The sequence below is a fragment of the Paraburkholderia terricola genome (genome assembly GCF_003330825.1).
GTDB lineage: Bacteria > Pseudomonadota > Gammaproteobacteria > Burkholderiales > Burkholderiaceae > Paraburkholderia > Paraburkholderia terricola.
On record NZ_CP024941.1, the window covers coordinates 821,110 to 833,491 of the forward strand.

Genomic DNA, 12,382 nt, shown 5'->3' on the forward strand with positions numbered 1-12,382 from the left:
ATCATGAGCGGTATTCATCAACCAGAAGACCTCGGCGTGCTGCGTTTCATCACCGCGGGCAGCGTCGACGACGGCAAGAGCACGTTGATCGGGCGCCTGCTGTACGACAGCAAGGCTGTCTTGAGCGACCAGCTCTCGGCGCTGTCGCGCGCGAAGAACAAGCGTACCGTCGGCGACGAAATCGATCTGTCGCTGCTGACCGACGGCCTCGAAGCCGAACGCGAGCAGGGCATCACGATCGACGTCGCGTACCGTTACTTCGCCACTGCGAAGCGCAAGTTCATCATCGCCGATACGCCGGGCCACGAGCAGTACACGCGCAACATGGTGACGGGCGCATCGACCGCGCACGCGGCGATCATCCTGGTCGACGCGACGCGCGTGACCTTCGTCGACGGCGTGGCGCAGTTGCTGCCGCAAACCAAGCGCCATAGCGCGCTCGTCAAGCTGCTCGGCTTGCAGCATGCGATCGTCGCGATCAACAAGATGGATCTGGTCGACTACAGCGAGACGCGCTTCAACGAGATTCGCGACGCGTATGTCGAACTCGCGCGTCAACTGGGTCTGAACGACGTGCGCTTCGTGCCGGTGTCGGCGCTCAAGGGCGACAACATCGTGACGGCGAGCGAGAGCATGCCGTGGTATGCGGGCGAACCGCTGCTGGACTTGCTCGAGGCGTTGCCGGTCGAGATTCCGACGGGCCAGGCGCTGCGTTTCCCGGTGCAATGGGTCGCGCGTCAGGACGGCAGCCAGGCCGACGATTTCCGCGGCTACATGGGCCGTGTCGAAGCGGGCGAAGTGAAGGTCGGCGATACCATCGTCGTGCTGCCGGCGAACCGTGAAGCCACGGTGGCCGAGATCATTGCGCCGGTGGTGGGCGGAACCGCTCAAGTGGACCGCGCGTTTGCCGGTCAAACGGTGACGATCCGTCTGGCCGAGGACGTCGACGTGTCGCGCGGCGATACCTTCGTGCTGCGCGAAGCCGCGCCCGAGCCGGCGAAGAAGCTGGAAGCCGACCTGTGCTGGTTCGACGACACGCCGCTGTCGACGCAGCGCAAGTATCTGTTGAAGCAGACCACCAATACGGTGTTCGCGCGCATCGGCGCGATCAAGGAAGTGCTCGACGTGCATACGCTGTCGCAGGCGACCGACCGCAAGGAACTGGCGATGAACGACATCGGCCGCGTCGCGCTGACGTTGCAAAAACCGCTGGTGTGCGACGTGTACGACACGCATCAGGGCACGGGCGCATTCGTGCTGATCGACGAAGCGACGCATCACACGGTCGCGGCCGGGATGATCCGTGCGTTTTCGGCGTAACAGGCGCATGGCGCGTTGCCATGCACCGTGGACGCCCTAACGAACAGGTTGATGCAAATGGGTAAGGTTTATCTGATCGGCGCGGGGCCGGGTGCCGCGGACCTGATTACGGTGCGTGGCGCGCGGCTGCTCGGCGCCGCTGACATCGTGCTGCATGACGCGCTGGTCGAGCCGGCGATGCTCGACTATGCGCCTTCCCACGCGCGGCGGATTGCGGTGGGCAAGCGCTGCGGGCAATTGTCGACGGCGCAGCAGTTCATCAACAAGCAGATCGTGGATGCCGCTTTGGAGCACGACGTTGTCGTGCGTCTGAAGGGCGGCGATCCGATGTTGTTCGGACGCGCCGACGAAGAGATGCGAGCCCTGGAAGCGGCGGGCATCGAGTACGAGGTGGTGCCTGGGATTACCGCCGCGCTGGCGAGTGCGGCTTCGTTGAAGCGGTCGCTGACGCTGCGGGGTGTGTCGCGCAGCGTTGCGTTGGCTACTTTTAGCCGGGCGCCGGGGTCTGCGGAGATTCGCGAGCAGGTGAATGCCGATTCGCTCGTGTTTTATATGGGCCGGGATAGTGGGGTTGAGATTGCGCAGCAGTTGATTGATGCTGGGAAGCCGGTTTCCACGCCCGTGGCGATTGTCGAGGCTTGCAGCACCGAGCGGGAGCGGACGCTGACTTTGACGCTCGAGGCGCTTGCTGCTGGGGAGGCGCAGCGGTGGGTCGATGCTTCGCAGCCCAGTTTGTTGATGATCGGGGAGGCGTTTGCTGCCCGGCAGCGGGGTGTTGTTCGGTTTGTGGATGGGATTTTGGTTGCTGCGTAGGGGGTGGTTTTTTGCCTGGTCGGCGGGTTGGTTGTCTGTGTGCTTGCGTGCCGCGTTGGCCTTTACTTGATTTGTTAGTGGTCTATTGGCGTTGCCCCTGTGCGGGGCAATGCTCTCAACTTAAGCCCCGCTGCATCAAGCGAGTTTGTACGCGAGATGGAAGTGGGGCTTGGCTTTTCTGGGTGGTCTTGGATAGGAGCGTGAGGGCTGTATCCGGCATCGGGTCTGGTGGATCATTTCCAGCACACCGGCGAGGCCGTCCAGACAGCGCTGGATGCGCAGAAGACACGCGCCGAGGATGGGCTTGAGTGCGCCCAGTGCATACACCCGGTTAGGACGGCTGGCATGTCTGTCGTCGTGCGGCGCATCGAGATCGCTGAGCAGTGTGCACAGGTTGTCGGCGAGGATTTTTGCGCCGAAGTCCTGCTGTAACGCCAGGTAATCGAGGCCTGTGACGGCTTCCAGCCGCAGCCGGTGCTTGAGTCGTTTGAATGCTTCCTCGACCCGCCAGCGCTGGTGATAGAGCGCGCCGAACGATGCCGCCGGATAACGCCCGCCATCGAGCAGCGAGGTCATCAGCACACGCACGCGACCGCCCGGCGTGACGTCGCGGATCAGGCGCACAGTCGTGGGCGTACGCGCCAGTTCATAGGCGCGGGCATCCGGTTCGCTGGGCGCTTCCAGTGTCACCACATGCTCGGCTTTACCGCTGCGGGTAAAGGCGCTGACGCATTTCCAGTTACGCGCATCGACGCGCATGCAGAACGGGATTTCGCGCTGTGCGAGCGCCGCCACCATCGCGTTGCCGATATAGCCGCGATCGAGCAGCAGCAGGTCGGTATGCGGTTGCAGTACATCGAGGGCTTCGAACAGCATCTGCCGCTCGCCGCCGTCGGCGGGATGAAGTGCAGCGTGCAGGGTCAGTTCGGAACCCGGCAGGAACAGCGCAAACGCGTAGTGATCGGCGCGCAGTTCATGGCCGCGACGCGTGCCCACACGCAGGCGGCTACCGTCAGCGGCGACCAGCCTCAGGCCGTGCCAGCGCATCGAATCGATATGGGGTTGGGCCAGCGAGATCAGGCGGGCGCGGGCCAGTTCGAACAGTTCGGCAGACACTCCCCGTCGCGCCTTGCTGAAGGCCTGTGCGCTGACAGCGCGGGTGCGCCCGCCGCTGCTTCCCAGTGCGCCGAATAGCGCGTCAAGTTCGGCCTGCACACTGGCGCACATGCCGGACATCATCAGCGCGGCCATGCGCGGCAAGGTCAGTGTGCGATTGCGGGTAAAGGCAGTGGGAGAACGACGCACGCGATCCGCGAGCGCCGGATCGAGCAGGAAATCGGAGAACTCAGCCAGAAGCCGCGAGGACGCTGGTATTTGAGTTCATATCGTTGATTTATCAGTGAGTTATGCGATGAAGTTTACAGGGGCAATGCCTCGTTTACAAGCTCTTTGAGGCTTAAGTTGAGAGCATTGCTGTGCGGGGCGGCACTGTAGTGGTCAAGTAAACCTGGACACCCCAAAGGCGAATTTTTAAAAAAGTGAAGCTTCGCACCGTGCCGGTGGCAGACCGCCTGCCGCCGAATGGATGCGCCTGTAGTTATAAAAGTTGTCGATGTAGGCCCCGATGTCGCGCTCGGCCTGCGCGTGATCCGGGTACCCTTTCTCGTCGATCCACTCGTTCTTCAGGCTTCTGAAGAACCGTTCAACCGGCGCGTTATCCCAGCAGTTTCCCTTTCTGCTCATACTCTGAATGATGCCGTTTGCCTTCAGTTCGTTCACGAAATGTGCGCTGGTGTACTGGGCGGAGTGGAACATCAGGCCGGGCGGCGGGCGTCGATGCTCGCGCGCCCTTTGCAAGGCCCGGATAACCAGAACCGTATCCGGCAACAACGCGAACGCCCAGCCGACGATACGGCGCGAATACAGGTCCATCACGATCGCCAGATAGGACCAGCCCTGAAGCGTTCTCACGTACGTAATGTCGCCCGCCCACACCTGATTGATCGCCGGCGGCTGGAAGCGGCGCTCAAGCAGGTTGGGCGCCACCAGCGCTTCACCGTCAGCCCTGCGGTAACGGTGCGTTCGTCGTCGCGTCACGGCCAGTTGCGCCTCACGCATCAACGACCGCGCGCGGTAGCGTCCGATCGCATGGCCCTGGTGCTGTAACGCCTGAGCCATCCTGCGGCTGCCATAGCTGCCGCGGCTTTCGTTGTGAATTTCACGCACGGCCCTGAGCAGGGCCGGCGAAGCCGCAGCCCTGGCGGGCCGCCGCGCGGCAAAGGTGTAGTAGCTGCTTCGCGGCACCTTCAGCAACCGGCACATCACGCTGACTGGCCAGGCCTTCTTCAGCGAACGGATCACCTCGAGGAGCGATCCAGTTCCTTGACGAAGAAGGCCGTGGACTTTTTTAGTATCTCGCGCTCCCTTTCGAGCTCGGTCACGCGTGCCTCCAGCTCCCGGATACGTCGCTGGTCGGCCTTGAGCTGCACCTCGGTGCGCGGAGGCTCAGCCTGCTCGGCCCGCCATTGCGCCACCCACCGCCGCAACGCGGTATCGCCAATGCCCAGCGCCTCGCAGGCCTTGGCAAACGAATAGCCCTGCGCGACAACCAGCTGCACCGCCTCGGCCCTGAATTCGTCGGTTATGTTCCGTCTGCTCATTTCTCACCTCGGTTGGAGATTATCCCCTTTAGAGGTGTCCAGAGTCATTGGACCACTACAGGTGCCGCCCCGCACAGCAATGCTCTCAACTTAAGCCCCGCTGCATCAAGCGAGTTTGTACGCGAGATGGAAGTGGGGCTTGGCTTTTCTGGGTGGTCTTGGATAGGAGCGTGAGGGCTGTATCCGGCATCGGGTCTGGTGGATCATTTCCAGCACACCGGCGAGGCCGTCCAGACAGCGCTGGATGCGCAGAAGACACGCGCCGAGGATGGGCTTGAGTGCGCCCAGTGCATACACCCGGTTAGGACGGCTGGCATGTCTGTCGTCGTGCGGCGCATCGAGATCGCTGAGCAGTGTGCACAGGTTGTCGGCGAGGATTTTTGCGCCGAAGTCCTGCTGTAACGCCAGGTAATCGAGGCCTGTGACGGCTTCCAGCCGCAGCCGGTGCTTGAGTCGTTTGAATGCTTCCTCGACCCGCCAGCGCTGGTGATAGAGCGCGCCGAACGATGCCGCCGGATAACGCCCGCCATCGAGCAGCGAGGTCATCAGCACACGCACGCGACCGCCCGGCGTGACGTCGCGGATCAGGCGCACAGTCGTGGGCGTACGCGCCAGTTCATAGGCGCGGGCATCCGGTTCGCTGGGCGCTTCCAGTGTCACCACATGCTCGGCTTTACCGCTGCGGGTAAAGGCGCTGACGCATTTCCAGTTACGCGCATCGACGCGCATGCAGAACGGGATTTCGCGCTGTGCGAGCGCCGCCACCATCGCGTTGCCGATATAGCCGCGATCGAGCAGCAGCAGGTCGGTATGCGGTTGCAGTACATCGAGGGCTTCGAACAGCATCTGCCGCTCGCCGCCGTCGGCGGGATGAAGTGCAGCGTGCAGGGTCAGTTCGGAACCCGGCAGGAACAGCGCAAACGCGTAGTGATCGGCGCGCAGTTCATGGCCGCGACGCGTGCCCACACGCAGGCGGCTACCGTCAGCGGCGACCAGCCTCAGGCCGTGCCAGCGCATCGAATCGATATGGGGTTGGGCCAGCGAGATCAGGCGGGCGCGGGCCAGTTCGAACAGTTCGGCAGACACTCCCCGTCGCGCCTTGCTGAAGGCCTGTGCGCTGACAGCGCGGGTGCGCCCGCCGCTGCTTCCCAGTGCGCCGAATAGCGCGTCAAGTTCGGCCTGCACACTGGCGCACATGCCGGACATCATCAGCGCGGCCATGCGCGGCAAGGTCAGTGTGCGATTGCGGGTAAAGGCAGTGGGAGAACGACGCACGCGATCGGCGAGCGCCGGATCGAGCAGGAAATCGGAGAACTCAGCCAGAAGCCGCGAGGACGCTGGTATTTGAGTTCATATCGTTGATTTATCAGTGAGTTATGCGATGAAGTTTACAGGGGCAATGCCTCGTTTACAAGCTCTTTGAGGCTTAAGTTGAGAGCATTGCCCCGCACAGGGGCAACGCTAATAGACCACTAACAAATCAAGCAAAGGCCAAAACAACAAAACAGCAAAACAACAAAACCACACCCCAACCCGCCGACCAGGCAAAAAAATCAAACCTGCCGAAGGCAATACTCAGCCACAGCATCCAAAACGAGATCATCCTCGCCAACGGCGACAGCACACCGAATCTCGGCAGAAGGAAACAACCCGCGACACCGCTCGACCACCGCAGGCAAATCCCGGCGAACATGCCCACCTTGCCCAAAAAAAACCGGCACAACGGTAACGACAGAACACCCGTCAGCGACAAGAACCCCAACAGCCGTCGGCAAATCAGGCTCCATCAACTCGAGAAAGGCCAACAAAACCGGCCCGGCCTCGCCGCGAGATGCCCGCGCGGCCCGCAGTTTGTCGGCGAGCCGCTCGAACGGCTCGCGCCAGCGCACATCGCGCGCGCCATGCGCAAACAACACCATCCCATGTGTAGCCATGACAAGGCTCCTAATGGCGATCGACCCACTTCAATCCGACTAACCCGAGCACCAGGTACACGAGCCCCGGAGTGGCCGCGGTCAACGCCGCTGGCCACGTATTCAACGTGCCGATATGCGAGAACAGCGTGTTGAACAATTGGAAACTCATCCCCAGCATAATCCCGCCGAACACCTTCACGCCCACCACGCCGGCGCGTGTATGCAGATAAGCAAACGGCAGCGACAACACCAGCATCACGAACACGGCGAACGGATACAGCAGCTTGCGCCACAGCGCGATTTCATACCGCTGCGTGTCCTGATGATTCTCCGTCAAATGCTGGATGTAGCGGAACAGGTTGAACATCGACATGCGGTCCGGCGACACCAGCAGCACCGACAGAATCTGCGGCGTCAATTCCGAACGCAGCGAATACTCCGGCAAGCTCACCTGCTTCGCGCGGTACACGGGGTTCAACGCATCGGCGGGCGTGCCGGTGGGCGGCGCTACGTCGATCAACTGCGTATCGGTCACGCCCGTCAGTTGCCAATGACCCGGCGGCTGGTACTTGCCGCTCTTGGCCATGCGGACGTTCGACAAGCGGAACTTCGAATCGAATTCGTAAATGCGCACGTTGCTGATCGTGGCGTCGGGCTTCAATTCGCCGACGTTCACGAAACGCGTGACCTGCTCGCCGTCCGAGCGCGCCGTGAGCGTGTCCTTCACCCACACGCCCGACTCGAAATTGCTCGATACCGACGAGCCCATCGCCTCGAGCCGCACGCGCTCCGACAATTGATCCGTGTACGGGCCGACCACTTCGCCGATCAGATACGTGAGGAACACGAGCGGAATGCCGATCTTCAGCAGCGAGCGCAGCGCCTGATTGGTGGCGAGACCGGATACGCGGAAAATCGTGTACTCGGAGTTCGCCGCCATCTGCGCGAACACATAGATCGCGCTGATCAACGCGGCGACCGGAATGATTTCGTAGAACCGCGAAGGCGTTTGCAGCGCAACCCGCAGCACCGCGTACTGGAACTTGTAGTTGCCGTGGCCGACGGAATTCAGTTCGTTGATCAGGTCGAAGAAAAAGAACAGACCCGAAAACGCAAACAGAATGAAGATGAACGTGAGGTAGATCTGACGCGCGAAATACCTTTCATAGATGCGCATCGCTCAGCTCCCCCGCGAACGGTTGAACATCGCCCGCGTGAAAAGCGGCCGGTTGCGCACGCGCAGCCAGAAAATGAACGCGACGATCGCCGCCACGACGACGTGCAGGCTCACGAGCCCAACCCCGAACGACAGCTTGCCTTGCTCGATCCACGCCTGCACCACGTTCAACAGATTCGAATACGTCAGATAGATGAGGACCGCCATCACCAGGTTGATGGTGCGGCTGCGTCGCGGATTCTGGTGCGCAAGCGGAATCGCTAGCAGCATCAGGTTGATCGCGATCAGGGGCAGTCCCGCGCGCCATGCGAATTCGGCGAGGTTCTCGCGGGTCGGATTGCGCAACAGCGTGAGCGTGGGCGTGCCGGTGGTGGTCGGCTTGTTGACGACCGGCTGGCTTTGGATCTTCACGCCATAGCGCTCGAATTCCATGATGCGGAAATCGGGGTGCCCCGGTTCTCCGTCGTAGCGGCGGCCGTTTTCCAGCACCACGAAGCGGTCGCCGTTCTTGCGCGTCTCGGTATGGCCGTTCTTCGACACCACCACGTTGACCTTGCCGTTCTCGGTGCTGGTCACGAACACGTTCTCGACATGCCCCTGATCGGGCGACATCTTCTCGATGAAGAACACCCGGTGGCTGCTGGCCGACTCGCGGAACTGGCCCGGCGCGAGCAGCGAAACCTCGTCGCGCTGCTGGAAGCGCGCGCGGATCAGTTTGTTCTGCTGGTTCGACCAGGGCCAGCCGACGAACACGAAGAACATGATGAGGAGGATGATCGGCGTGGCAAAGACGCCGATCGGCTTGATGAATTGCGTGAGACTCACGCCCGACGATAGCCATACGACCATCTCGGAGTCTTTGTACCAGCGTGTGAGGACGAACAGGATCGACACGAACAGGGTAGCGACGAGCATGATCGCCAGATAGCCGATCACGGTCAGGCCGATCAGGACCAGCACGTCGCGCGGGTCGATCTCGCCCGAGGCCGCGAAGCCGACGATGCGGATCATCATCGTCGTCAGCACGAGCGTGAGCAGAACCATGAACACGGCACCAGCCGTGTACGCGAGTTCGCGCTGGAGGGAGCGTTCGAAGATCATTATTGATGACGAGAGGGGGCGCTCTCGGCGGCGCGCGGGTTGCTCCCCATCACGCCCCCGGTGCAGCCGCCGCGGGAAAAATAGCGGATAATTGCGGCTTTCATCCTAAGCCCAGATTTTATCCGAGGACAAGCGCGATGGACTTTAGCATAAAAGCCTGTGATTGGACCAAAGGCTCGTCAAACGGTTTCCTGACCGGGAAATCGGATTGCATCGTAATCGGCGTGTTCGAGTCGCAGACGCTCTCGGGCGCAGCGCTGGAAATCGACGCGGCCACCAAGGGCCTTCTCACCCGCATCATCAAGGCGGGCGACATGGAAGGCAAGGCAGGCACCACGCAGTTCCTCCACGAAGTGTCGGGCATCGGCGCGTCGCGCGTGCTGCTCGTCGGTCTCGGCAAACAGGACGCGTTCAGTCAGAAGGCCTACGGCGAAGCCGTGCGGGCCGCCTGGCGCGCGCTGCTCGGCACCAAGATCGTCCAGGTCACCTTCACGCTCGCGCAGTTGCCGATCCAGGAGCGCTCGGCGGAATGGGGCGTGCGCGCCGCGATCCTCGCGCTGCGCGAACTGACCTACAAGTTCACGCAGATGAAGAGCAAGCCGGAGAACGGCGCGCGCGCGTTGAAGCGCATCGTCTTCAGCGTCAACACCGGCGACGAGAAGGCCGCCAAGCTTGCCGCGAAGCAGGGCGCCGCGCTCGCCAACGGCATGGATCTCACGCGCGACCTCGGCAATCTGCCGAGCAACGTCTGCACGCCCACCTACCTCGCCAACACCGCGAAGAAGCTCGCCAAGGACTGGAAGCTGAAGGTCGAGGTGCTCGGCGAGAAGCAGTGTGAAGCGCTCAAGATGGGCTCGTTCCTGTCGGTCACGGCAGGCTCGGTCGAGCCGGCGCAGTTCATCGTGCTGCAGTACCAGGGCGGCGCCGCGAAGGCCGCGCCGGTGGTGCTGGTCGGCAAGGGCGTCACGTTCGACACGGGCGGCATCTCGCTCAAGCCGGGCGAAGGCATGGACGAAATGAAGTACGACATGTGCGGCGCCGGTTCGGTGCTGGGCACGTTGCGCGCCGTCGCCGAAATGGGCCTGAAAATCAACGTCGTCGGCATCATCCCGGCGGTCGAGAACATGCCGTCGGCCACCGCCACCAAGCCGGGCGATATCGTCACCAGCATGAAGGGCCTGACGATCGAAGTGCTGAACACGGACGCCGAAGGCCGCCTGATCCTGTGCGACGCGCTCACCTACGCCGAGCGCTTCAAGCCGGCGGCGGTGATCGACATCGCCACGCTGACGGGCGCCTGCATCATCGCGCTGGGCCATCACAACAGCGGCCTCTTTTCGAAAGACGACGCGCTGGCGGGCGAGTTGCTCGACGCATCGCGCGAAGCATCCGATCCGGCCTGGCGCCTGCCGCTCGACGACGAGTACCAGGATCAGCTCAAGTCGAACTTCGCCGATGTGGCCAACATCGGCGGGCGTCCGGCGGGCAGCGTGACGGCGGCGTGCTTCCTGTCGCGCTTCACCGATGCCTATCCGTGGGCGCATCTGGACATCGCCGGCACGGCCTGGAAGAGCGGCGCGGCGAAGGGCGCCACCGGCCGTCCGGTGCCCTTGCTCGCGCAGTTCCTGATCGACCGCGCCGCGCAATGACGCATTGCTGTAAGGTTGAAAGTGCGTCTGTGGAAGCACAGCGGAGCCGCCGATGACGAGAATCGACTTTCACTCGAACGTCGGCGATTCGCTGCTGTATGCGTGCCGCCTGGTCCGCAAGGCGTATCAGGCGAACCAGCCGACCATCGTGCTGGCCGAGCCCGCGCGCCTGCGCGCGTTCGACGAACAGTTGTGGACGTTCTCGCCGCTCGACTTCGTGCCGCACTGCATGGCGGGCACGCCGCTCGCCGCGCAAACCCCGATCGTGCTCGCCACGAACCTCGACGATGTGCCGCATCATCAGGTGCTGCTCAATCTCGGGGCAACGGTGCCGCCGCAGTTCGCGCGTTTCGAAAGATTGCTGGAAGTGGTCGGTAACGCACACGACGAACTCGCTGCTGGCCGCGAACGCTATCGTTTCTATCGCGATCGCGGCTATGCTTTGAACAATTACAAGCAGGGCAGTTAGGTCTTATCACGCCCGCGTCGCGTTGTGTCGTTGTCTTAGGATGCGGCGTGCGCGCGGCCTGCCTCGGCTTCGACTCAAACACGGAGAGCGCACGTGTCCGATTCCAACGACAATTCGATCCCGGTGCTGCACGAGGTTCTCGTACCGGGCAATCCTGCCCAGGCGCGTCCCGCGGCGGCCACGCAACCGGCGGCCGAGCCCGGCGCCCCGCGCGAACCGAGCTTCGCTGTCGAACCGGTGCTTGCGCCCGAACCGGTACATGCGGCCGAACCTGCTCTTGCCCGGGACTCCGCGCAGGCGGCGGAACCCGCGCATCACGCGGAACACGCTCAGCCGAGAAAGCGGACAAGAGCGCACCCCGCCCTTGACTCGCTGCACGAGCGCGAAGCCGCGCTGGCTGCGCAACCCGGCGTGTTCGACCGAACCGAGCCGTTTGCGCCGCTAGAGGCCGGCGCGACCGTGCCGCCGGACATCGCTCGCGAACCCGTCGACCAGGCACAGGCGGGCCTCGATGCGGATGCGATTGCCGAACGGCTGCGCGCACGGTTCGCGGGTTTTCTGGCAGGCGAGGGACGGGGCATCATCGAAGCGCGCTGCCGCGATGCATTGCAGGACCACACCGCCAGGCTCGTCAACCAGATCACGCGTGAAGTGGCGCTGAGTCTGGAGACCGAGATGAGCGGCTGGGTACGGGACGCGGTGGAAGAAGAAATGGCGCGGCGCTCAGGCAACGCCTGATGTGATGAAGCAGGGGCGCCCTTGCTGGCGCCTTCATTTGGCGCCTTCGTTCGGCGCTTTTAGCAAAGCGCCTTCACTTGAGCGTCATCACCCAACTCGCGAGCGTGGCCGCCTGGTCAGGCGTGAGTTGCGTGTTGGCGGGCATCGGCACCGGACCCCATACGCCCGTGCTGCCATCCAGAATCTTGCGCTTCAGATACGTGACGGCGTCTTCGCGGACGGCATATTTCGCCGCGACGTCGTGCAGTGCCGGTCCCATGAAAGAACGGGATACCGAATGGCAGCTCATGCAGTTCTGCTGCTGCGCCAGCATGAGTCCGGCGGCGGCCTCCGCGTGCGCCGCGGGACTGCCGACGCTTAGGATCGCGCCGAGCACGCCGGCTATTGCAAGCGCTGCATACGACATTGATTTCATTCTGGTCTCCACCGGTGCAGGTGCCCGGCTTGTGGTGCAAGCATTATAAAAGCAAAGGGGCGCACGGTTTTCCGTGCGCCCCTTTGCGCTTTTACGTAGCCGCTTGTCGCTCACCGCTCACGAT

The 12,382-nt window shown here is 62.9% G+C and carries 12 protein-coding genes; 5 read left to right on the forward strand and 7 right to left on the reverse strand.

Annotated elements, in window-relative coordinates:
• Positions 1-3 precede the first annotated feature (3 nt).
• Complete coding sequence (locus CUJ90_RS03565) at positions 4-1,320, forward strand: sulfate adenylyltransferase subunit 1 (RefSeq protein WP_073431709.1); 1,317 nt, start codon at positions 4-6, stop codon at positions 1,318-1,320.
• Positions 1,321-1,377: 57 nt separating this feature from the next.
• Positions 1,378-2,133, forward strand: coding sequence for a uroporphyrinogen-III C-methyltransferase (cobA, locus tag CUJ90_RS03570; RefSeq protein ID WP_073431713.1), 756 nt, complete (start codon positions 1,378-1,380; stop codon positions 2,131-2,133).
• A gap of 135 nt (positions 2,134-2,268) precedes the next feature.
• Here the strand turns inward: cobA and CUJ90_RS03575 are convergent, their stop codons facing one another.
• The 6 genes from CUJ90_RS03575 to lptF all read right to left on the reverse strand — a co-directional run bounded on the left by CUJ90_RS03575 (position 2,269) and on the right by lptF (position 8,987).
• Positions 2,269-3,438 carry an IS4 family transposase gene (locus CUJ90_RS03575; protein ID WP_244143167.1) on the reverse strand — a complete coding sequence of 390 codons (1,170 nt, stop codon included), beginning with the start codon at positions 3,436-3,438 and terminating at the stop codon, positions 2,269-2,271.
• 225 nt (positions 3,439-3,663) lie between these two features.
• Positions 3,664-4,793, reverse strand: a protein-coding gene (locus CUJ90_RS03580; RefSeq protein ID WP_244219966.1) for an IS3 family transposase whose coding sequence is annotated in 2 segments (ribosomal slippage) — positions 3,664-4,535 and positions 4,535-4,793 — 1,131 coding nt in all. Because the reading frame shifts where the segments join, the coding sequence is not laid out codon by codon here.
• 105 nt (positions 4,794-4,898) lie between these two features.
• Positions 4,899-6,068 (reverse strand): IS4 family transposase, encoded by a 1,170-nt coding sequence (locus CUJ90_RS03585; RefSeq protein ID WP_244143167.1) that lies wholly within the window; start codon positions 6,066-6,068, stop codon positions 4,899-4,901.
• A gap of 278 nt (positions 6,069-6,346) precedes the next feature.
• Positions 6,347-6,727: a sirohydrochlorin chelatase gene (locus tag CUJ90_RS03590; RefSeq protein ID WP_073431946.1), complete on the reverse strand. Its 381-nt coding sequence runs from the start codon at positions 6,725-6,727 to the stop codon at positions 6,347-6,349.
• A 10-nt stretch (positions 6,728-6,737) separates the two neighbouring features.
• Complete coding sequence (lptG, locus tag CUJ90_RS03595; RefSeq protein ID WP_073431947.1) at positions 6,738-7,886, reverse strand: LPS export ABC transporter permease LptG; 1,149 nt, start codon at positions 7,884-7,886, stop codon at positions 6,738-6,740.
• Positions 7,887-7,889: 3 nt separating this feature from the next.
• Positions 7,890-8,987 (reverse strand): LPS export ABC transporter permease LptF, encoded by a 1,098-nt coding sequence (lptF, locus tag CUJ90_RS03600; protein WP_114162000.1) that lies wholly within the window; start codon positions 8,985-8,987, stop codon positions 7,890-7,892.
• Positions 8,988-9,124: 137 nt separating this feature from the next.
• Here lptF and CUJ90_RS03605 point away from each other — a divergent pair, with 137 nt between their 5' ends.
• The 3 genes from CUJ90_RS03605 to CUJ90_RS03615 all read left to right on the forward strand — a co-directional run bounded on the left by CUJ90_RS03605 (position 9,125) and on the right by CUJ90_RS03615 (position 11,843).
• Entirely contained in the window at positions 9,125-10,636 is a 1,512-nt protein-coding gene (locus CUJ90_RS03605; RefSeq protein ID WP_114162001.1) for a leucyl aminopeptidase, read from the forward strand.
• Between the two features lie 52 nt (positions 10,637-10,688).
• Positions 10,689-11,105 (forward strand): DNA polymerase III subunit chi, encoded by a 417-nt coding sequence (locus CUJ90_RS03610; RefSeq protein ID WP_114162002.1) that lies wholly within the window; start codon positions 10,689-10,691, stop codon positions 11,103-11,105.
• Between the two features lie 93 nt (positions 11,106-11,198).
• Positions 11,199-11,843: a DUF2486 family protein gene (locus CUJ90_RS03615; RefSeq protein WP_114162003.1), complete on the forward strand. Its 645-nt coding sequence runs from the start codon at positions 11,199-11,201 to the stop codon at positions 11,841-11,843.
• A gap of 73 nt (positions 11,844-11,916) precedes the next feature.
• On the opposite strand, the gene CUJ90_RS03620 is transcribed toward CUJ90_RS03615, so the two are convergent.
• On the reverse strand, positions 11,917-12,258 hold the full coding sequence (locus CUJ90_RS03620; RefSeq protein ID WP_114162004.1) for a c-type cytochrome: 342 nt from the start codon (positions 12,256-12,258) through the stop codon (positions 11,917-11,919).
• Positions 12,259-12,382 lie beyond the last annotated feature (124 nt).